Genomic DNA, 19,799 nt, shown 5'->3' with positions numbered 1-19,799 from the left:
GGTCAGCGGTATTGCCGCAGATAGCGCCACTCCAGCAGGCGCTTGAGCCAGTGCATGGCGCGTAGCGGCGGCAGCACGCGATTGGCTTTGTCGTTGCGCGTGACGAGGATGCCGCGGTCGTGCAGGTCGACAATGCACACCAGTTCGCTCTTGAAGGTCTTGTCGGCCGGCTTGTGGGCAAGCTCGGCCAGCAGGTTGTCGGCGGCGGCAGCAGCCTGCAGGTCGGCCATGTGCGCCTGCTTCGGCATCCAGCCCGGTCCGGGAAACGAACCGGCGTCGCCGGCCACGTACACGCGCTCGAAGCCCTCGACCCGGCAGTGCGCATCGGCTGCGATCATGCCACCGGGTGAACGTGGCAGCGTGGTGTTGTCGAACCAGTCGTTACCGGTCATGCCGGGCATGAACAGGATCAGGTCGGCGGCAAAGCTCGCGGCCTCGGTCTCGACACCGTCAGCGCTCAAGCGCTTCGGTTTCTGGCCAAGGTGCATCCGGATGTCGCGCTTTTGCATTTGCGCGAGCAGGCGGTCGACCGCCTTGCCGCCCAGCCGCTGACCGGGTTTTTCAGCCGGACTGAAGAAGTGCAGATCGAAGCGCTCGCGCCGGCCCTGCCGGCGCAGCCAGGTGTCGATGCCGAACAGGAATTCGAACACCGGGCCGCCGCGCATGGCCGAAGGCTCCGCCGGGTTGCCGGCAAAGCCGAAGGCAATCGAGCCCGAGCCCAGGCTCTGGAGGCGGTCGCGCAGGCGCGTCATTTCCCATGGCCCGCCACAGGGCAGGAAGCTGTGCTCGATGCCCGGCAGCGTGCGCAGGAACTGCCCGCCGCAGGCAATGATCAGGCCGTCGTTGGCCACCTCGCCGGTGCTTGTCTGTACGCTGCGCCCATCGTCGGACAAGCCGCCGGCCCGGCTGGCGTGATGGCGCACACGCATGCGCTCGAGGAAGCCATCGAGCGGCACGATCAGGTCTTCGGCCCGGCGCCTGCTGGTCGGGATCCAGATCGTGCCGGGGTAGTAGACCAGCTCGGCCCGGGGCGCGATCAGGTCGATGCCCAGCCGGGCATCGGCCTGGCGCAGCCGGCGAACGGCGGTCAGGGCGGCGAATCCCGAACCGATAACGGTCACGCGCGACATGGTGTGTTCGCCTTGCGTCTGAAATGGACGCTTATATTAACAAGTGCTAATCAGGCGCATGGTCGAGCATGTAGTCCAGGGTCAACGTGGCCAGCGCGCGCACGCCGGTCTGCATGGCCGACTCATTGATCTGAAAGTCCGGCGTGTGGTGCGGAGCCACCTCTTCCAGCGCCATGCCCTCCGGCGCAGCGCCCAGAAAGATGAACACGCCCGGCACCTCGCGCTGGAAGAACGAAAAATCCTCGGCCGCGGTCAGCGCGTCGATGCGGATTGCCTGATCGCCGGCCACGCGCTCCAGGCTGGGCGCCATGGCTGCCGTCAGTTCCGGGTCGTTGTAGGTCACCGGATAGCCGCGCTGGATGTCGACGCTGACCTCTGCGCCCTGGCTTTTGGCGATGTGCTCGGCCGTGCGCCGGATGTCGGCGTGGATCTTGTCCTGCATATCCGCGTCGAGCGTGCGGATGGTGCCGATCAGCTCGGCTTCTTCGGGAATGATGTTGTTGCGCACGCCGGCACGCACGCGACCGACCGAAATGACGGCCGCGGCCTTGGTCAGCTCGGTCTGGCGGCTGACGATCGTGTTGAGGCCAAGCACGATCTGGGCGGCAGTGGTGATCGGATCGACTCCGGTCCACGGCGTCGATCCGTGCGTCTGCTTGCCGTGCACGGTAATGTTGAACTGATCCGAGGCGGCCATGGTGCCGGCGGCACGAAAGCCGATCTGGCCGGCGGGCGCGGGTGCCCAGATGTGCTGTCCGAAGACGACGTCGACGTCGGGATCGGTGAGCACGCCTGCGGCCACCATCATCTCTGCGCCGCCTTCCTCGCCCGGCGGTGTGCCTTCTTCGGCCGGCTGGAAGATGAACTTGACGGTACCCGGCAGCTGATCGCGCCGATCGGCCAGCATCCGGGCCACGCCCATGAGCATGGCCATGTGCGAGTCATGACCGCAGGCGTGCGAAACCGGAACCTCTTCGCCCAGGTATTCGCCGGTGACATCCGGTGAAAACGGCAGGCCTGCCCGCGCGGGCACGGGCAGGGCGTCCATGTCGGCACGCAGGCCCACGACCGGACCGGGGCGGCCGCCTTCGAGCACGCCCACAACGCCGGTGTGTGCCACGCCGGTGGTCACCTGCATATCGAGCGAGCGCAGAAACTCGGCGAGTGTCTCGGCAGTCTCGAATTCGCGATTCGACAGCTCGGGGTTGGCGTGGAAGTGGCGTCGCCATTCGCTCACCTGTGGCTGCAGCGTGGCCGCGCTTGCGTCGATGTATTCATGCCAGTCGGTGGCCGTCTCCTGAGCATTGCCAGCCAGGGCGACCAGCAGACCGAAAAGCGGTAGCAGGGCGATGTTTCTCACGGCAGTTCCTTTGACCATGGGGAGCAGCACTCATTCTTGCCGCCCCGGTGGCGGTCATGCAAGTCGGGAATTCACCCCGTGTGGAGCGTTTTCAGCGTGGTGTCCTTTTGCCGCCAGAGTTGATTGATCCAGTCCTGGATCCTGCGACGGAATTCGGGATCGTTCTGGTAGTCGCCGCCGCGCAGCTGCTCGGGAATCGGCAGGCGACGGACGTGAACGCGGATCACGCGCACGCGATTGGCGAACAGATCGGCCAGGCTGGGGCGCCCGTCGGGATAGGCAATGGTGACGTCGACGAGGGTGTCGAGCGCAGCGCCCAGGGCGTCCAGGGTGAAGGCTACGCCGCCGGCACGCGGCTTGAGCAGGTATTGATGGGGCGATTGCTGATCCTGATGCTTGGCCGGCGTGAAGCGCGTGCCCTCGACGAAATTGACGATGGCTACGGGGATGCGGCTGAATTTGCGGCAGGCGCGGCGCGTGGCGGCAATGTCGCGCCCGGCCAGTTCCGGTCGGCGCGCAATCCGGGCGCGGCTGTAGCGTTTCATGAAGGGGAAATCCAGCGCCCACCAGGCCAGGCCCAGCAAGGGCACCCAGATGAGCTGGCTTTTCAGGAAAAAGCGCAGCAGCGGCAGACGGCGGTTGAACAGCTTCTGCAGGACGGGAATATCGACCCAGCTCTGATGGTTGCATATCACCAGCATTTGCCCGTCGATGTCGGCTGTGGGCAGGCCTTCGACCTGCAGGCGTGTGGCCGTCAGCTGGTCGAACAGCCAGGAGTTGAAGTCGATCCAGCTCGCCGCGATGCCTGCCAGAGCCCGATCACAGGCGCGCGTAACCGCTGCTGTGCGCACGCCCAGTTTCACCAGCGCGACCACCAGCAGGGGCAGGATGTGCACCACGGAATTGGCGGCCAGCAGCAGGCTGGCGGCGACGATGCGCAGGCAGGCAGACAGTTTTTCCAGCATGGTTTGATTATCTCACGCGCGTCTGCCGGCCGGGCTCGGCAGTAAAAGCCGGGCACGGCGTTATAATCAGGGGCTTGGCTCTGTCTGACACTGGACTACCACGCAATGAGTGATTTTCGTATCGAAAAAGACAGCATGGGCGAGCTTCAGGTGCCCGCCGATGCTCTCTGGGGGGCGCAGACCCAGCGCGCCGTGAACAATTTCCCGATCAGCGGTCAGCGCATGCCGGCGGCCTTCATCCGGGCGCTGGGCCTGGTCAAGGCCGCCTGCGCCGAGGCCAACGAAGCGCTGGAGCTGCTCGATGCCGACCGCAGTCGGGCCATCGTGCGGGCCGCCGGGCGGGTGGCGGCCAACGAGGTCGACGAACATTTCCCGATCGACGTCTATCAGACCGGCTCGGGTACCAGCTCGAACATGAACGCCAACGAGGTGATCGCGCACCTGGCCGACCCGAAGGGCGAGTTGGGAATTCACCCCAACGATCACGTCAACATGGGGCAAAGCTCCAACGATGTGATCCCCACCACGATTCAGGTCAGCGCCTGTTTGCTGACCAGCGAACATCTGCTGCCGGCCCTGCAGCACTTGCAAAAGGTGTTGCGCCAACGCGCCGACGAGTTCTCGCAGGTGGCCAAGACCGGGCGCACTCACTTGATGGATGCCATGCCGGTGACGCTGGGCCAGGAGCTGGCCACCTGGGCGGTTCAGATCGACGGAGCCGAGCGACGCATTCGCGACGCGCTCTCGCGCTGCCGCTATCTGCCTCAGGGTGGCACTGCCGTGGGCACCGGAATCAATGCTCATCCGGAGTTCGGCCACCGCTTTGCCGCCCGCCTGGCCAAGTCCACGGGTTTCGAGTTTGCCTCGGCCGACAACAAGTTCGAGGGCATTGCCAGCCAGGACGCGGCGGTCGAGCTTTCGGGCCAGCTCAAGGGCCTGGCGGTGGCGCTTTTGAAAATCAGCAATGATCTGCGCTGGATGAACTCCGGACCGCTGGCCGGTCTCGGGGAAATCGAGCTCGAAGCCCTGCAGCCGGGCTCTTCGATCATGCCGGGCAAAGTCAATCCGGTGATTCCCGAAGCCATCGGCATGGTGTGTGCCCGCGTGATCGGCAATGACAGCACAATCACCGTTGCCGGGCAATCCGGCAATTTTCAGCTCAACGTCATGCTGCCGGTGGTTGCCGCAGGCCTGCTCGACAGCCTGGAAATCCTCGGCAACGCCGCACGGCTGTTCGCCGATCGCGCCGTCGCCACGTTCACGGTGCGCGAAGACAACCTTGAAAAGGCGCTGGCGCGCAACCCCATCCTGGTGACCGCGCTCAACCCGGTCATCGGCTATGAAAAGGGTGCGGCCGCGGCCAAGAAAGCCTATGCCGAGGGCCGGCCGATTCTCGATGTCGCTGCCGAGATGACCGATCTGTCGCGCGAAGAGCTCGAGAAGCTGCTCGATCCGGTCAAGCTCACGCGTGGAGGGTTGTAGCCCTGGCTCGCAGTCCGCACATCACGCCAGCGGGTCATCGAGCGCTGCAGGACGAGCTCAAGTACCTGTGGGAGAAGAAGCGCCCTGCGGTCACGCGGGCGGTGACGGCCGCAGCTGCCGAGGGCGATCGCTCGGAAAACGCCGAATACATCTATCGCAAGAAGCAGCTTCGCGAGATCGATCGGCGCGTGCGCTATCTGCGCAAGCGCCTCGATGAGGTTCGCCCCGTGCCGCCGCGGGCGGACAACCCCGGCAAGGTGTTTTTCGGCGCCACGGTCACCCTGGCCGAAACCGACGGCAGCGAGGTGTGTTACCGCATTGTCGGGGCCGACGAGACCGATGCCGGCCAGGGCTGGATCTCGGTGGACTCACCCGTTGCCCGAGCGCTTCTGGGCCGGGCCGTGGACGAGGAGGTCAGCGTGCGCACGCCGACCGGCGAGCGCGTGCTCGAGGTGGTCGACGTCGAATACTGATGTTTCGGTGCCCGCCCGGGAGGATGCGCTCGCGGCTTTCCCCAACCCGGCCGCAATCGCCATTGCGCCCGGTTTGACAAGGCCCTTGAAAACGCGTCGCTTAGCACCTATATCTTTCCATGAGATCGCCGCAAGGGGTCTCATCCGGCCCGGCCTGATGCAGGCGGGCAATAAATGACAACACCGATTGCTTCTCAAGGAGGATACGGTAATGACGACATTTGATCTTTCACCCCTGTACCGCACGGCCATTGGCTTTGATCGCATGGCTGACATGTTGTCCAACGCGCAGCGCGTCGACAGCAACGGTTACCCGCCTTACAACATCGAATCTCTGGGCGAGGATCGCTATCGCATCACCATGGCGGTGGCGGGCTTCTCGGATGACGAGCTCGATATTGTTTCCGAGCAGAACACGCTGACGATCTCCGGCAGCAAGGCCGAGCCCGAAAAGGAAGACAGCGACGAGCGTGCCTTCCTGTACCGCGGTATTGCCAATCGCAGCTTCGAACGCCGCTTCCAGTTGGCCGATCACGTCAAGGTGGCCGGTGCCGATCTGGAAAACGGCCTGCTGCACATCGAGCTCAAGCGTGAGCTGCCCGAGCGGATGAAGCCGCGCAGAATCGAAATCGGCAGCGGCGAATCCCGCGTGATCGAAAGCGGCGACAAGGCATCGACCAGGGCTGCCTGACCGGTCGCCTGCACCAGGCGACAGCGCAGCTGAAGACAACAACACAGTGCAACAGGGGCGCCCGAGGGCGCCCCTTTTTATCGTTCAGTGGCATGCGACCGTGACGGATCTGCGAAAATCAATCTCATCCATCGACGCAGACAAGCAGCGCGCATGACAACCTCACCGCCCAAGAGTCGCCCACCCGCCTGGCTTTTTTTGTATTCGCTTTATCAGTGGCTTGTCTACGTGCCGCTGGTCGTGCTGCTGACCTTGATCGGCGGGATTCTGGCCGTGCCGGTGGCCGTTGTGATTTCGCCGCGTCTGGCCAACCTGTGGATTGCGGTGACCTGGGGACGTTTGCTGACCTGGCTGGTGCCGGTACGCGTCGAGGTCGAAGGGTTCGATCGGATCGATCCTGAACAAAGCTATGTCGTGGTCGCCAACCATCAGAGCCAGTTCGACATTCCGGTCATATATGGCTGGATCGGCCTGGATCTGCGTTGGGTGGCCAAGGCCGAACTCGGTCGCATTCCCTTCATGGCGGCCGGTTGTCGTGCCATCGGCCACGTGTTCATCGACCGCGCCAACCCCGAGCAGGCCAGAAAGGCCATCAAGCGCGCGGTGGGCCGGCTTGATCAGGGCACCGGGCTGATGTTCTTTGCTGAAGGTACGCGCAGCCGTTCTGGCAAGCTTCTGCCGTTCAAGGCCGGCGCATTCCGCGTGGCCGTGGACCAGCAGCTGCCGGTGCTGCCCGTCACCGTGGTCAATACCCGCGCCGTGCTGCCGGCAAAAAGCCTGCGTCTTCGTCCCGGCCGGGTTCGCATCGTAGTGCATTCGCCGCTGGAAACCGCGGGGCTTGGGACTGGCAACGTTGGCGACCTGCGTCGCCGCTGTCAGGCCGCAGTGGCCAGCGCGCTGCCGCAGGGCGACGCGTCCTGATGCGCTTTCGCCAGCCGGATCCTGACTACACCGGTTCGCCGCGAGCACAGGCCAACCTCTGGCTTGCCGTACGTCTGACCGGCGGTTTCGTGGCACTGATGTGGGCGGTATTCCTTTTCGATCTCCTCACCGGCCTGGATCTGGGGCGTTTCGGACTGCGCCCGCGCGACCCCGCCGGCTTGATCGGCCTGTTGACCACGCCGTTGCTGCATGCGCATCTGGGGCATATCGCCTCCAATACGCTGCCGTTGTTGGTCGGAGGTACCGCCCTGTTGTTTCTCTACCCGAATTCCGCGCTTCGGGTACTGCCTGTGCTCTACCTGGGTAGCGCGGCCTTTGCCTGGATCTTTGCCCGCGCCAATCTCCATATCGGTGCCAGCGGCCTGGTTTACGGCATTCTGGCCTTCGTGTTCGTTTCTGGCATTCTCAAGCGTGATCTGCGTTCGGTGGGCGTTTCTCTGCTGATCTGGTTTCTTTACGGGTCAATGGTCTGGGGCGTGCTGCCGCTTGATGCGGGTTCCAGCTGGGAATTGCATGCCAGCGGCATGCTCATGGGCGTGGTCATGGCCTTCATGTTCCGCAGACATGACCTGCCGCCGATAAGACGCTACGATTGGGAGTTGGAGGATGAGCCCGAGAGCGACTTCGAGGATGATCAGAGCAATGGCGGGCATGATCGGCGCTGGCCCTGATGCGCCATGGTTGAGTGTCTTGAATGAAAACGCGTTGACCAGCAGGAGACCCAGAACATGATCAGAAGACTGTTCGGCATGCTTCTGGCGCTGATCGTGGTCCTGGTGATCATCGGTTTTCTACTGCCAACGACGGTGCAGATCGAGCGCGAGCGGGTAGTCCATCATTCCCCGGAGGTCATTTTCGAGACGCTGACCGACCTGCGCCACTTCACGCAGTGGGTGCCCTGGCTGGCCGCGGATCGCGACATCGAATGGCGACTCGAGGGGCCGGCCAAAGGGGTCGGGGCGACGCTGGTCTGGAATGAAACGCCCGAGGCTCGGCCCAGCCGGCTGTGGATCGTTGCGGTCGATCCGCCGCGCCGTATCGACATGCAGCTCGAGCTGACCGGTAACGAGGCCGACAGCTGGTTTGAGGTGGTGGCCGGTCCGGGCGGGCAAACCATTCGCTGGGGAATGCAAATCGAGTTTGGCGCCCTTGATCTGGTCGGGCGCTATGTCGGCTTGATGCTGCCGGGCCTGATCGGCCGCGACTATCGCGATGGGCTGGAACGGTTGGACGAATACCTGTCGCGCAGCCCCGGACGCGTTCCCGAGCTGTCTGACGAGATCGATTGGCGGTCATGAGCAGCGTGCCGGCCCTGCATGTGCTCGGCTGCGGCCGCGCCGCACGGGCTGTCGCCCGCCGGCTGATCGGCACCGGGCAGGTCACGCCCGGTCTGGTGGTCAATCGCAGCCTCGAGAGCGCTCGAGAGGCAGCACGTTTTCTCGATGGCGGTGAGCCCGCGCTGCGGCTGGACGAACGCATTGCCGGTGGCTGGGTCATGCTCGGACTGCCCGACGGTGTGCTGGCCGCTCGCAGCGGTCAGCTCGAATGGCCCGGTTCGGCCGCGCCCGAACTGATCTTTCATCTGTCCGGATCGGTAGAAGCCACCGCCCTGGTAGGCGTCGGTGTGCCGCATGCCGCGGTGCACCCGGTCCGGGCCTTCGCCGACCCCGAGTCGGCGGCGGCTCGCTTTGCCGGCACCTGGTGCGTCGCCGAGGGCGAATCAACGGCTCTGGATCGTCTGCGACCGGTATTCGAGGCCGCCGGCGGCCGTTGGCTGGCTTTCGCTGCGCGCGACAAGGCGGCCTGGCACGCCGCCACCGTGGCGGCCAGCAACTTTCTGGTCACCATTCAGGGTCTGGCCCGAAACCTTGCCGAGCTGGCCGGCTTGTCCGAAGCTCAGGCCGCCGAAGTGCTGTGCGACTTGCAGCAGGGCACGCTCGAGAGCCTGCGCGAGCGCTCGCCGCGAGAAGCGCTGACCGGTCCGATCGAGCGCGCGGATGCAGCCGCCTGTCGTCGGCTGGCTGCGGCGGCGGCCGGGCTGGACGCCGAACAGGCCCAGCTGTTTTTCCGACTCGGCCGGGCCACCCTGGCGCTGGCGCGTGAAAAGCGCGGCGAGCAGGCCGACGACCCGACGCTCGACCAGCTGTTTTCCGCTACCAGCGACTGAAATCCAGCCGGCCGATGGCCGTTGACCAGTCGTCGACCGCGGGGGGTTCGGGAACGCCGCGCGCAATGGCGGCCCGGAACAGCTCTCCGGAAAGCATGGTCACGCCCAGGCGTTCGAGGTGCGGGTTCCAGAGCTGGCAGTCGCACAGCAGGAAATTCCACTGCGACAGCGCGCGCATCAGCACGGCGAGCGCAATCTTGGAGGCATCTCGCCGGCGGTGGAATTTGGATTCGGCAAAGAAGATGCGCCCCAGCGCCACGCCGTAGAGCCCGCCGATCAGCTCGCCGTCCTCGCTGCGGATCTCGATGCTGTGGGCGTAGCCGAGCCGGTGAAGGCGACCGTACGCGCGCTGCATTTCCGGTGTGATCCAGGTGCCGCCCTGATCGTCGCCTCTGGCTTCGGCGCAGGCGGCGGTGACCTGGTCGAAGGCGCTGTCGGCATGCACGCTGAATCGCCCCTGCCGGAGCGTTCGCCGGAAGCGTCTGGACAGATGCATCGCCTCGGGCAGCAGAACCGCGCGCGGTTCGGGTGACCACCACAGCAGGGGTCCGGGCGCCTCGTACCAGGGGAAGATGCCGTGGGCGTAGGCATTGAGCAGCCGCTCGGGATGCAGGTCGCCGCCCCAGGCGAGCAGGCCGTCTTCTCCGCGCGCCGCGGCAGGATCGGGGAAAGGGCTGTCGGGTGACGCGCCCAGCTGCGGTATCGGCGACTGCATCAGTCGGCCTTGAAGGGGTCGAGTTCATCGAGCAGTTCGCGGCGGCGTGCCAGATGCTCGCCTTCTGCGGCCAGCCAGCGGCGCACGCCCGCGCGCAGCTCCGGGTGGCGAATGTAATGGAACGAGCGCGTTCTTTGCGGCAGGAAGCCGCGCCGGATCTTGTGTTCACCCTGGGCGCCAGGCTCGAACCATTCCAGACCGGTGGCAATACAGTAATCAATGCCCTGGTAGTAGCAGGTCTCGAAGTGGACGTCACGCGTTTCCACCAGGCTGCCCCAGTAACGACCGTACAGCCGCGATTCGTCGCGCCAGAACACCGCGCAGGCCAGATCCTCGCCGCCGCGCTCGGCAATGCAGACCAGAAACCGGTCGCCGAAGCGGCTCGCCGCGCGGTCGAAGAATGCGCGGTTGAGCGAGGGCAGGTTGCCGTACACGGCAAACGTGGTCTGGTAACAGCGGTCGACCAGGTCGAGTTCGGCCGTCGACAGGGTGTTGCCATTGGCCCAGCGGAAACGCCAGCCCTCGGCATGAACCCGTCGGCGTTCAGCGCGAATGTTCTTGCGCGGCTTGCGGCGCAGTCGAGAGAGGAAGTCGTCGAAGTCCCGGTAGCCGTCGTTGCGCCAGTGATACTGCCAGTCGAAGCGCTCCAGCCAGCCGGCTTCGCGCAGCACGGCCGCATCGTGCGCGTCGCAGAAGTTGACGCCGGCCGACCACAGCTGCTGTTCTTCGACGATGGCTTCGATGTTGTGCACCAGCTCGAGCGCGGTCTGCGGCCGGGTTGCGGCGCCAAGCAGGCGCGGGCCGGTCACCGGGGTGAAAGGTGCGGCCACCAGCAGCTTGGGGTACCAGGGCATGCCGGCCTGCTCAGATGCCTGCGCCCAGGCGAAGTCGAAGACGAACTCGCCGTGGGAATGAGCCTTGAGCCAGGCCGGTGCCGCGCACATGATGTCGTCGCCCAGCGTCGCCGACAGCGCGAAGGGCTGCCAGCCGGTCACGCCACCGGTGCAGCCGGCCTCTTCGGCGCTGACCAGAAAGCGCCAGTCGACGAACGGGCCGGTCGCCTCGCACAGCCCGTTCCAGCTCGCCTGTCGGTAATCGGAGAAGGGAGTCTCCTGCAGCGGCTCAGACCTCCAGCTCGGCAAGATAGCGCTCGGCATCCAGCGCGGCCATGCAGCCGAAACCGGCCGACGTGACTGCCTGGCGGTAGACATGATCAGCGACGTCGCCGGCGGCAAACACTCCGGGTATGGATGTGGCCGTGGCCATGCCGTCCTGACCGCTGTGGATGTGGATGTAGCCGTCGGTCATGTCGAGCTGGCCCTTGAAGATACCGGTGTTGGGGTCGTGGCCGATGGCGATGAACACGCCCTCGAGCTCGATATCGCTCGTTTCCTCGGTCGCGACGTGCTTCAGACGCATGCCGGTCACGCCGTCGTCGTCGCCGAGCACCTCGTCGAGCACGTGGTTCCAGCGGATCTCGATCTTGCCCTCGGCCTCCTGCTGGAACAGCCGCTCCTGCAGGATCTTCTCGGCGCGCAGCTCGTCGCGGCGGTGAACCAGGATGACCTTGCTGGCGATATTGGCCAGATACAGCGCTTCTTCGACGGCGGTGTTGCCGCCGCCGATGACGGCGACCGGCTTGCCGCGATAGAAAAAGCCGTCACAGGTCGCGCAGGCCGATACGCCGCGGCCCTTGTAGGCTTCTTCGGAGGGCAGACCCAGATAGCGCGCCGAGGCGCCGGTGGCGATGATCAGGGCATCGCAGGTGTAGACACCGCTGTCGCCCTCGAGACGATAGGGTTTTTTCGACAGGTCGGCGGTGTGGATGTGGTCGAACACGATTTCCGTGTCGAAGGCCTCGGCATGCGCGCCCATGTTCTGCATCAGTTCCGGCCCCTGCAGTCCGGGGTAGCTGCCGGGCCAGTTTTCCACGTCGGTGGTGGTGGTCAGCTGCCCACCTTGTTCGATGCCGGTGATCACGGCGGGCGCCAGGTTGGCGCGGGCAGCATAGATCGCCGCGGTATAGCCGCCAGGGCCGGAGCCGAGGATCAGCAGGCGGAAATGTCGGGGGTCGGACATGTATAATTTCTCCGTTTGGGGCCGGGCATGGTGAAGCCATTAATCTGTGGTCGCCCCAGGCTCAATCCAAGGTGGGTCGACCGGCAGCCTCCCGGGTTGTTGATCGCCTGTTTCATTCTGGCAGTTTTCAAGGAGTAACAAAGATGCGCATCGGAATTCCCCGCGAGATCAAGACCCTGGAAGGGCGGGTGGCCCTGGTGCCAGCGGCCTGCGGTGATTTGGTTCAGGCCGGGCACGAAGTGTTCATCGAGGCAGGTGCCGGCGAAAAAAGCGGGTTTTCCGATGCGGACTTCCAGCAGGTCGGTGTCGAGGTGTTGCCCGACGCCAAGGCGCTCTACGATCGCGCCACGCTGATCGTCAAGGTCAAGGAGCCGATCGAGGGTGATCTCGAGCATCTGCGCTCCGACCACCTGCTGTTTTGCTATCTGCACCTGGCGGCCGAGCCCGCGCTGACCGAGCGCCTGCTGGCAATCGGCCTGACCGGGGTGGCCTTCGAAACCGTCGAGGAGGCCGATGGCTCGCTGCCGTTGCTGGCGCCGATGAGCAATATCGCCGGGCGGATCGGCGTGCAGGTGGGCACCCATCTGCTGCATCAGCCCGAGGGCGGAAGCGGCGTTCTTCTGGGCGGCATCCCGGCGGCCGACCGTGGTCATGTCGTGGTGCTTGGCGCCGGCGCTGCGGGCGGCAATTCCGCCCGCCTGGCAGCAGCTTCTGGCGCCCGCGTGACCGTTTTCGACAAGCGTCAGGATCGCCTGGCGGAGATGATGGCCATTGGCTCCAACGTGACTGCGCTCTATCCCTATGGCGAAACCGTGGCCGATTACGTCGCCGATGCCGATCTCGTTATTGGCGCTGTGCTGGTCACCGGTCAGCGTGCGCCGCATGTGGTTACCCGTGAAATGATTGCGTCGATGGACGAGGGCGCGGTGGTCGTGGATATCTCGATCGACCAGGGCGGCTGTATCGAAACCAGTCGCCCGACGACCTACGCCGATTCGACCTACCAGGTCGATGGCGTGACGCATTTTTCTGTCACCAACATGCCCGGTGCGGTGCCGCGCACGGCCAGCCAGGCGCTTTCGGCCACCATCCTGCCCTATGTCCAGCACATGGCCGGGCCGGAGTGGGAGCGGGTCGAAGCGCTGTCACGCGGAGTGAACGTGCGCGCTGGCGAGCTTGTCCATCCGGCACTTAAGTGAGCACAATCAGCGCATTGCGAAGCAAACCTGATGCAGGGTGAGATGTGAGTCGGCGGGCCAACAAGAGCGACAAGGTCGATGCGTCCGCGCTGGCGATGAAGCGGCGCCTGTCGGAGGCGCTGTTTCTCCTCATCGTCGTGGCCGCCGTCTATCTCCTGCTGTGCCTGGTCAGCCATGATCCGTCCGACCCCGGCTGGTCGCGGTCGGCTGCCGATTCCCGGGTGGAAAATCTGGGGGGCGCGTTTGGTGCCTGGCTGGCTGATCTGTTCCTGGTGCTGTTTGGCTATATGGCCTATGCGGCGCCGGTGCTGATCGGATTTGCCGGTTTTCGGGTGCTGTCCGAGCGCGGAGAGCCGGCCGGTCTTGCCGAGTGGTCGGTGCGCACGGCCGGCCTGCTGCTGGCCGTACTCACCGGCTGCATGCTGTTGTCCTTGCAGGCCGGCGCGGTCGATGCCGGCCCCGGCGGCGGGGTGATCGGTGATGTGCTTTCAGCACCGATGCAGGCGACCCTCGGCCTGACCGGCGGCGTGCTCATCAGCCTGAGCGTGTTTCTGGGCGGCATCACCCTGTTTACCGGCCTGTCGTGGATTGACGTCGTCGATCGCACCGGGCGTTTTGCCCTGCACGCCTGCACCTGGTCCATCGGCCGGGTGGCACAGGGACGGGACTGGTTCGCCGGGCGCCGCGCGCGGGCACAGCGTGACGAGGTGCGCAAGCGCGATTCGGTCAAGCGCAAGGCGCGCAAGGAGGTGCGCATCGAGCCGCGCGTGGAGCCCAAGGCAAGCAAGCGCCGCGAGAAAAAGGCCCGGCAGCAGCCGTTGTTCAAGAATCTGTCGCCGGGTGAACTGCCGCCGCTGGAGCTGCTCGACGAGCCACCCTCCAAGCGCGCCGGCTATTCCGAAGAGGCCCTCAAGGCGATGAGCCGACAGGTCGAGCTGAAACTGGCCGACTTCGGCGTCGAGGTCGAGGTGGTCGCGGTCCATCCCGGGCCGGTGATCACCCGCTTCGAGCTGCAGCCGGCGCCGGGAGTGAAGGGCGCCCAGGTATCGAACCTGTCGAAGGATCTTGCGCGCGGCCTGAGCGTGATTTCAGTACGCGTGGTCGATGTGATTCCGGGCAAGAGCGTCATTGGCCTGGAAATTCCGAACCAGAACCGGGAAATCGTTTTCCTGCGCGAAATCCTGGATTCCGAAGCCTATGCCCGCTCGAGCTCACCGCTGACCCTGGGCCTGGGCAAGAGCATCTCGGGCAAGCCCATGGTGGCCGATCTGTCGCGCATGCCGCATCTGCTGGTTGCCGGTACGACCGGCTCGGGCAAGTCGGTGGCCATCAACGCCATGATCCTGAGCCTGCTCTACAAGGCCACGCCCGACCAGGTGCGCCTGATCATGATCGACCCCAAGATGCTGGAGCTGTCGGTTTATGAGGGGATTCAACATCTGCTCACGCCGGTGGTCACCGACATGAAGGACGCCTCCAACGCCCTGCGCTGGTGCGTCGCCGAGATGGAGCGTCGCTACAAACTGATGGCCTCGGTGGGGGTACGTAACCTGGCGGGCTATAACCGCAAGGTCCGGGAGGCGGCCGAAAAGGGCCAGCCCCTTCCCGACCCGCTGGTTGATCCTTCCGAGCTTGCCGAAGGGGAGGCCAAGCCCGTTCTGGAAGCCCTGCCTTACATCGTCGTGGTGGTCGATGAGTTTGCCGACATGATGATGATCGTCGGCAAGAAGATCGAACAGCTCATCGCGCGGCTGGCACAGAAGGCACGCGCTTCGGGCATCCACCTGATTCTCGCTACCCAGCGGCCCTCGGTTGACGTGATCACCGGCCTGATCAAGGCCAATATTCCCACACGCATGGCCTTTCAGGTGTCTTCACGGGTCGATTCGCGCACCATTCTGGATCAGCAGGGGGCAGAGCAGCTGTTGGGCCACGGCGACATGCTGTACCTGCCGCCTGGCTCCGGCCTGCCCGAGCGCATTCACGGCGCTTTCGTGGACGACCACGAGGTGCATGCCGTGGTCGAGTCGCTGATGCAGCAGGGGCCGGCGGACTATCTCGATGAAGTGTTGTCCGACACCCAGACCATGGCCGATGGCCAGCAGATCGGGGCCACCGGCCTGCCTGAAGCCGGCAGCGGAGACTCCGAAGACGAGCTCTACGACAAGGGCGTGGCCTATGTGCTGGAAAGCCGGCGCGCCTCGATCTCGAGCGTGCAGCGCCACCTGCGAATCGGCTACAACCGCGCGGCCCGCATGATCGAGGACATGGAAGCGCAGGGCGTGGTCAGCCCGCCGGAGCACAATGGCCAGCGCGAGGTGCTGGCGCCCAAGCCGCCGCCGCGCGATTGAGCCTGGCGCCGCCGATCTGCCGGCTTCGCTACTGCCGCAGTCAGTTGCGGTTCAGGCGCCAATCGTCAGACTGACATCGACAACGTTTGGCAAAGGAAGTGATGCCCAATGATCATGGAATGGCTGGTTGCAATGCTGATGGCCGTGGCTGCGGCGGGAACAGCGCCACAGGCACAGGATGGTCGCGCGCAGCTCGATGCGTTTGCCGATGACCTGGAAACGCTTTCGGGCCGCTTCGAGCAGATCACCATTGATGCCGACGGGCGGGTGACCGAGGAATCGTCGGGCAAGCTGTACTTCTCCCGCCCCGATCGCTTCCGCTGGAGCTATGACGCACCTTTCCCGCAGGAAATCGTCGCTGACGGCGAGCAGCTGTGGTACTACGACGTCGCGCTCGAGCAGGTCACGGTCAGAGAACAGCCGCCTGCTGCCGAGTCGCCGCTGCTGGTGCTCACCCGGCCCGAGCTCCTGGACCGCTTTTATCAAGTGACGGACGCGGCCGGGGACGTCATCGCGTTCGCGCCGCTGGAGTCTGAAAGCGATATCGTCCAGGGGCGGCTGCACTTCCGGGACGGGCTGCCGCAGGAGCTGGAGCTGGAGGACGAATTCGGCCAGCTGACGCGCCTGCGCCTGTTCGACCTCGAGCGCAACCCCGAGCTTGATTCCGGGCGGTTCGAGTTTTCCGTGCCTGAAGGCGTGGACGTGCTCGAAGGCTATTGATCACCCGGCCGAGCTCGATCCGGCAGCCTGCCGGGCCGTCAAGACTCCGGGGGCGCGAAGGCGCGGGCCGAGGTTTCCTCGTCGGGCTGCGTGAGGATCTCCACCGACTGTCGCGCCTGGGCAAGCATGTCGTGGCAGTGCCGGGACAGTTCGACACCGCGCTTGAAGCGCTCAAGCGAGTCGGACAGGCTCAGCTCCCCTGACTCCAGCGCTTCGACCAGGTTTTCCAGCTCATCGAGGGTGTGCTCGAAGTCCGGCTTGTGATCGCTGGCGGCGCTCTTGCTGGTTTTCTTTTTGCTCATGACAATCAGTTTAACCCAGCCGGTTCTTGCCTGGCGTCCAGATCAGAGACTGCCCCCTTTGCGCAAGCAGCTCCCGGAATCGGGCGGTCTGCCAGCGGTCTCCGAGCGCGACCAGTTCATCGCGGTGCAGCAATCGCGGCCACGATCGGCGTTGCCATGGCGGGACGCCGGCCGCGGCCAGCAGGCGCTTGCACTCGCGCTGATGGGCGTCGCCGGCGGGGCGCAGTGAATCGCCGTCCTGACCGCTGCGTACCCGCAGATTCAGAGGTTCGGCAATCGCTCCGGCAAGCTCGAGCTGACCCAGCCCCTCGGGCAGCTGCAGCGCGGTCTGTCCGTTCCAGCTCAGGTACCAGTCCGTGCACTCGGGGCAGCCGGATGCAAACCACAGCCGGTTACGCCAGAGGCGCAGAACGGCTTCATTCCAGCGCAGCTCCGGGCAGCGGTCGGTGCGCGCTTGCTTGATCTGGCGCAGGAAGGAATCCAGCCGACGACCGGGTGGCGGCTGCGAGCCGAGCCGGATGCACCAGGCCCGGATGATCTGCGCCAGGTAATATTCGCTGTTGTCGGCCAGCTGATCCAGCTGCAGACAGTGAGAGCTGTTGCCGGCCCGGTCAAGATCAAGGTCGATCTGCCGGGCAAGCGTGGCCGCGGCCCCACGACACAGGCGCGCGCTGCGGCGCAGCGATTGGTCAACGGCAGGCCAGCGCTTGCGCAGCATGGGCAGAACGTGGTGACGCAGGTGGTTGCGATCGAACTGTGGCGAGAGATTGGCCGGATCACGAATACAGTCCAGCGCATGATCTGCGAGGTAGGTCTCGATCTCCTGGCGCTGCCAGGAAAGCAGCGGTCGAGCCAGCCATCCTTGACCGAAACGGCGTACGGTCCGCATGCCGGCCAGGCCTTCCGGCCCGGCGCCGCGAATGAGTCGCAGCAGCACGGTTTCAGCCTGGTCGTCGGCATGATGCGCCGTCAGCAAGGTCTCATCGGCAGCCATCAGGTCATCGAGGACGCGGTAGCGGGCCAGCCGCGCGGCCGCTTCCGGCCCGGGGCCGTCGTCGACCTGGGCGTGAACGACCTGACAGGTCGAGCCCAGCTCCTCAGCGATGGCGACGGCGCGTTCGGCGCGTGCGCCGCTTTCTGCATCCAGCCCGTGATCGACGTGCACGCACACGAGTTCTCGCTCAAGCACAGTGGCCAGAAGCTGGTGCAGCAGGCAGACTGAATCGGGCCCTCCGCTGTAGGCCAGAAAGATTCGTCCGCGGCCGGGCAGGGTGGCGGGGTTCAGCTCAGCGGTGCTCATCACCGTCGGGCCTAGCTTTGCTCGAAGGCTCCGTATGCCATCAGGCGCTGGTAGCGGTCGTTGAGCAGGGTGTCGGCCGGCTGGCCGGACAGGTGTGCGAGCTGTGCGGCAATCGTTTCGCGGATATGGACGGCGACTTCATGCGGTGAACGATGCGCGCCGCCGGCCGGCTCCTTGATGATCTTGTCGATCAGCTCGAGTTTTCTGAGCTTGCTTGCCGTCACGCTCATCGCTTCTGCGGCGGTGGCCGCCTTGTCGGCGCTTTTCCACAGAATGGAGGCGCAGCCTTCAGGTGAAATGACCGAATAGATGCTGTACTGCAGCATGCTGATGCGATCTCCCACGCCGATGGCCAACGCACCGCCGGAACCGCCTTCGCCGATGACAAAGCAGATGATCGGCACCGGCAGGCGCGACATCACCGCCAGGTTGCGGGCAATGGCTTCCGACTGGCCGCGCTCTTCTGCGCCCACCCCTGGATAAGCGCCCGGTGTATCGATGAAAGTGACGATGGGCATGCCGAAGCGGGCGGCCATCTCCATCAGGCGTTGGGCCTTGCGATACCCTTCGGGCCGCGGCATGCCGAAGTTGCGGCGGACTTTCTCCCGGGTGCCACGCCCTTTCTCGTGGCCGATCAGCATCATGCTCATGCCGTCGAGCATGGCCGGGCCGCCGACAATGGCGTGGTCATCTGCAAAGTGACGATCGCCGTGCAGTTCTTCGAATCGGTCGAAGACCATTGGCACGTAGTCGAGGGTGTGGGGGCGCTGTGGATGGCGAGCCAGCTGCGAAATCTGCCAGTCGCTCAACTCTGAAAAGATCGCTTTGGTGCGCTCTTCGCACTTTTGTTCCAGCCGCTGGATTTCATCGTCGAGATCCATCGAGACATCGGAGCCAACGTTCCTCAGCTCGCGAATCTTGGCCTCGAGTTCGGCGATGGGCTGTTCGAAATCAAGATAATTGGGGTTCATTCCGTATTCTGGCAGACCGCATGGTTGACCGGGGAGTATAACGTTCCCTTTACCCGGGATGAACCCCGACCGCGATCGGCCCGCGCGGGATGCGCCCTGGATCGAAGTTCGCCAGCGCCCAGTCCAGCTGGCTGTCCAGCAGGCGGGCACCGACTGGCGGTTCGTGGCCAAGGGCGCGCAGCGCCAGGCGCAGCGCCTCGGCGCGCGGGTGGGCGACGACCGGATCGTCAGCGTCGGACTTGCTTAGCTTGCGGCCGCGGCTGTCGGTGACGATCGGCAGGTGCAGCCACCGCGGTGGTGTCAACCCCAGGTGGTGGTAGATCAGCAGCTGCTTGGGTGTCGAATCGATCAGGTCGGCGCCGCGCACAACTTCGGTGATGGCCGATGCGGCGTCATCGACTACCACCGCCAGCTGATAGGCGATGAGGCCGTCGCCACGCAGAATGACGAAATCGCCACCGGTGCGACCGGGATGATCGCAGTATTCGCCCTGGACCGCATCAGTGAAGCATTCAACGCCGGCGTTATCGGTGCGCATACGCACGCTGCGCGGCGCGCGGCCCGGGGGTATTCCATTGCGACAAGTGCCGGGATAGATGCCGTTGGGCGGCAGGTGGCGTCGGCTGCAGCCGCAGCGGAAAGCGGCCCCGCTTTGCAGCAGCTGTGCGAGCGCCTGACGGTGTGCGGGATCACAATCGCTCTGGTAGCGCACGGGCCCGTCCGGAATCAGGCCGAAGGCAGCGAGTGTTTTGATCTGTGCCCGCGCGGCACCCGGCACCTCGCGCGGCGGATCGAGATCTTCGATTCGCAGCAGCCAGCGTCCGGCGAGGCTGCGAGCACGCAGGTAGCTGGCAACGGCGGCCACCAGCGAGCCGAAATGCAAGGCGCCCGTCGGTGACGGGGCAAAGCGGCCGATATAAGCTGTAGAGAAAGGCTTTTCGGCGCTCATGAG

20 protein-coding genes are annotated in these 19,799 nt (G+C 65.1%); 10 read left to right on the top strand and 10 right to left on the bottom strand.

Going from position 1 to position 19,799, the window contains the following annotated elements; genetic code table 11:
- Window positions 1-2: 2 nt before the first annotated feature.
- The 3 genes from ACEWQZ_RS11810 to ACEWQZ_RS11800 form a co-directional block, all read right to left on the bottom strand.
- The gene (locus tag ACEWQZ_RS11810; protein ID WP_476483292.1) at window positions 3-1,130 is read right to left on the bottom strand and encodes an NAD(P)/FAD-dependent oxidoreductase; all 1,128 of its coding nucleotides are present in this window, start codon (window positions 1,128-1,130) and stop codon (window positions 3-5) included.
- 46 nt (window positions 1,131-1,176) lie between these two features.
- Window positions 1,177-2,490 (bottom strand): amidohydrolase, encoded by a 1,314-nt coding sequence (locus tag ACEWQZ_RS11805; RefSeq protein WP_476483291.1) that lies wholly within the window; start codon window positions 2,488-2,490, stop codon window positions 1,177-1,179.
- Between the two features lie 71 nt (window positions 2,491-2,561).
- Entirely contained in the window at window positions 2,562-3,455 is an 894-nt protein-coding gene (locus ACEWQZ_RS11800; protein ID WP_476483290.1) for an acyltransferase, read from the bottom strand.
- Between the two features lie 105 nt (window positions 3,456-3,560).
- On the opposite strand from ACEWQZ_RS11800, the gene ACEWQZ_RS11795 reads away from it, so the two are divergent.
- From ACEWQZ_RS11795 to ACEWQZ_RS11765, 7 genes are all read left to right on the top strand, one after another.
- Window positions 3,561-4,937, top strand: a complete 1,377-nt coding sequence (locus ACEWQZ_RS11795) for a class II fumarate hydratase (protein ID WP_476483289.1) — start codon at window positions 3,561-3,563, stop codon at window positions 4,935-4,937.
- Window positions 4,938-4,939: 2 nt separating this feature from the next.
- Window positions 4,940-5,410, top strand: a complete 471-nt coding sequence (greB, locus tag ACEWQZ_RS11790; RefSeq protein WP_476483497.1) for a transcription elongation factor GreB — start codon at window positions 4,940-4,942, stop codon at window positions 5,408-5,410.
- 211 nt (window positions 5,411-5,621) lie between these two features.
- Window positions 5,622-6,101 carry an Hsp20 family protein gene (locus ACEWQZ_RS11785; protein ID WP_476483288.1) on the top strand — a complete coding sequence of 160 codons (480 nt, stop codon included), beginning with the start codon at window positions 5,622-5,624 and terminating at the stop codon, window positions 6,099-6,101.
- Between the two features lie 153 nt (window positions 6,102-6,254).
- A complete protein-coding gene (locus tag ACEWQZ_RS11780; RefSeq protein WP_476483287.1) occupies window positions 6,255-7,022 on the top strand; it encodes a lysophospholipid acyltransferase family protein in 768 nt (255 codons plus the stop codon).
- Window positions 7,022-7,714 (top strand): rhomboid family intramembrane serine protease, encoded by a 693-nt coding sequence (locus ACEWQZ_RS11775; protein WP_476483286.1) that lies wholly within the window; start codon window positions 7,022-7,024, stop codon window positions 7,712-7,714. The genes ACEWQZ_RS11780 and ACEWQZ_RS11775 overlap by 1 nt, the downstream gene beginning before the upstream one ends.
- A gap of 57 nt (window positions 7,715-7,771) precedes the next feature.
- Window positions 7,772-8,341: an SRPBCC family protein gene (locus tag ACEWQZ_RS11770; RefSeq protein ID WP_476483285.1), complete on the top strand. Its 570-nt coding sequence runs from the start codon at window positions 7,772-7,774 to the stop codon at window positions 8,339-8,341.
- Window positions 8,338-9,210 (top strand): DUF2520 domain-containing protein, encoded by an 873-nt coding sequence (locus ACEWQZ_RS11765; RefSeq protein WP_476483284.1) that lies wholly within the window; start codon window positions 8,338-8,340, stop codon window positions 9,208-9,210. Before ACEWQZ_RS11770 ends, ACEWQZ_RS11765 begins: the two co-directional genes overlap by 4 nt.
- Here the strand turns inward: ACEWQZ_RS11765 and aat are convergent.
- Genes aat through trxB form a run of 3 tightly spaced genes read right to left on the bottom strand, consistent with a single transcriptional unit; the run spans window position 9,197 to window position 12,004 of the window.
- The gene (aat, locus tag ACEWQZ_RS11760; RefSeq protein ID WP_476483283.1) at window positions 9,197-9,925 is read right to left on the bottom strand and encodes a leucyl/phenylalanyl-tRNA--protein transferase; all 729 of its coding nucleotides are present in this window, start codon (window positions 9,923-9,925) and stop codon (window positions 9,197-9,199) included. The genes ACEWQZ_RS11765 and aat overlap by 14 nt on opposite strands.
- A complete protein-coding gene (locus ACEWQZ_RS11755) occupies window positions 9,925-11,067 on the bottom strand; it encodes a GNAT family N-acetyltransferase (RefSeq protein ID WP_476483282.1) in 1,143 nt (380 codons plus the stop codon). Before ACEWQZ_RS11755 ends, aat begins: the two co-directional genes overlap by 1 nt.
- Window positions 11,048-12,004: a thioredoxin-disulfide reductase gene (gene trxB / locus ACEWQZ_RS11750; RefSeq protein ID WP_476483281.1), complete on the bottom strand. Its 957-nt coding sequence runs from the start codon at window positions 12,002-12,004 to the stop codon at window positions 11,048-11,050. The genes ACEWQZ_RS11755 and trxB overlap by 20 nt, the downstream gene beginning before the upstream one ends.
- 143 nt (window positions 12,005-12,147) lie before the next feature.
- Here trxB and ald point away from each other — a divergent pair, with 143 nt between their 5' ends.
- From ald to lolA, 3 genes are all read left to right on the top strand, one after another.
- Window positions 12,148-13,203 (top strand): alanine dehydrogenase, encoded by a 1,056-nt coding sequence (gene ald / locus ACEWQZ_RS11745; RefSeq protein ID WP_476483280.1) that lies wholly within the window; start codon window positions 12,148-12,150, stop codon window positions 13,201-13,203.
- 44 nt (window positions 13,204-13,247) lie between these two features.
- Window positions 13,248-15,554: a DNA translocase FtsK gene (locus ACEWQZ_RS11740; RefSeq protein WP_476483279.1), complete on the top strand. Its 2,307-nt coding sequence runs from the start codon at window positions 13,248-13,250 to the stop codon at window positions 15,552-15,554.
- 108 nt (window positions 15,555-15,662) lie between these two features.
- Window positions 15,663-16,274, top strand: coding sequence for an outer membrane lipoprotein periplasmic chaperone LolA (gene lolA, locus ACEWQZ_RS11735; RefSeq protein ID WP_476483278.1), 612 nt, complete (start codon window positions 15,663-15,665; stop codon window positions 16,272-16,274).
- 38 nt (window positions 16,275-16,312) lie between these two features.
- Here the strand turns inward: lolA and ACEWQZ_RS11730 are convergent, their stop codons facing one another.
- Genes ACEWQZ_RS11730 through gluQRS form a run of 4 tightly spaced genes read right to left on the bottom strand, consistent with a single transcriptional unit; the run spans window position 16,313 to window position 19,796 of the window.
- Window positions 16,313-16,576 carry an exodeoxyribonuclease VII small subunit gene (locus ACEWQZ_RS11730; RefSeq protein ID WP_476483277.1) on the bottom strand — a complete coding sequence of 88 codons (264 nt, stop codon included), beginning with the start codon at window positions 16,574-16,576 and terminating at the stop codon, window positions 16,313-16,315.
- A gap of 10 nt (window positions 16,577-16,586) precedes the next feature.
- Window positions 16,587-17,876: a tRNA lysidine(34) synthetase TilS gene (tilS, locus tag ACEWQZ_RS11725; protein WP_476483276.1), complete on the bottom strand. Its 1,290-nt coding sequence runs from the start codon at window positions 17,874-17,876 to the stop codon at window positions 16,587-16,589.
- Window positions 17,877-17,887: 11 nt separating this feature from the next.
- On the bottom strand, window positions 17,888-18,847 hold the full coding sequence (locus ACEWQZ_RS11720) for an acetyl-CoA carboxylase carboxyltransferase subunit alpha (protein ID WP_476483275.1): 960 nt from the start codon (window positions 18,845-18,847) through the stop codon (window positions 17,888-17,890).
- A 49-nt stretch (window positions 18,848-18,896) separates the two neighbouring features.
- A complete protein-coding gene (gene gluQRS / locus ACEWQZ_RS11715) occupies window positions 18,897-19,796 on the bottom strand; it encodes a tRNA glutamyl-Q(34) synthetase GluQRS (RefSeq protein WP_476483274.1) in 900 nt (299 codons plus the stop codon).
- Window positions 19,797-19,799: the final 3 nt, after the last annotated feature.

The sequence above is a fragment of the Wenzhouxiangella sp. YN1 genome (genome assembly GCF_056324145.1).
Note: the sequence above shows the minus strand (reverse complement) of the source record. Positions and strands in the feature narration are given on the sequence as shown.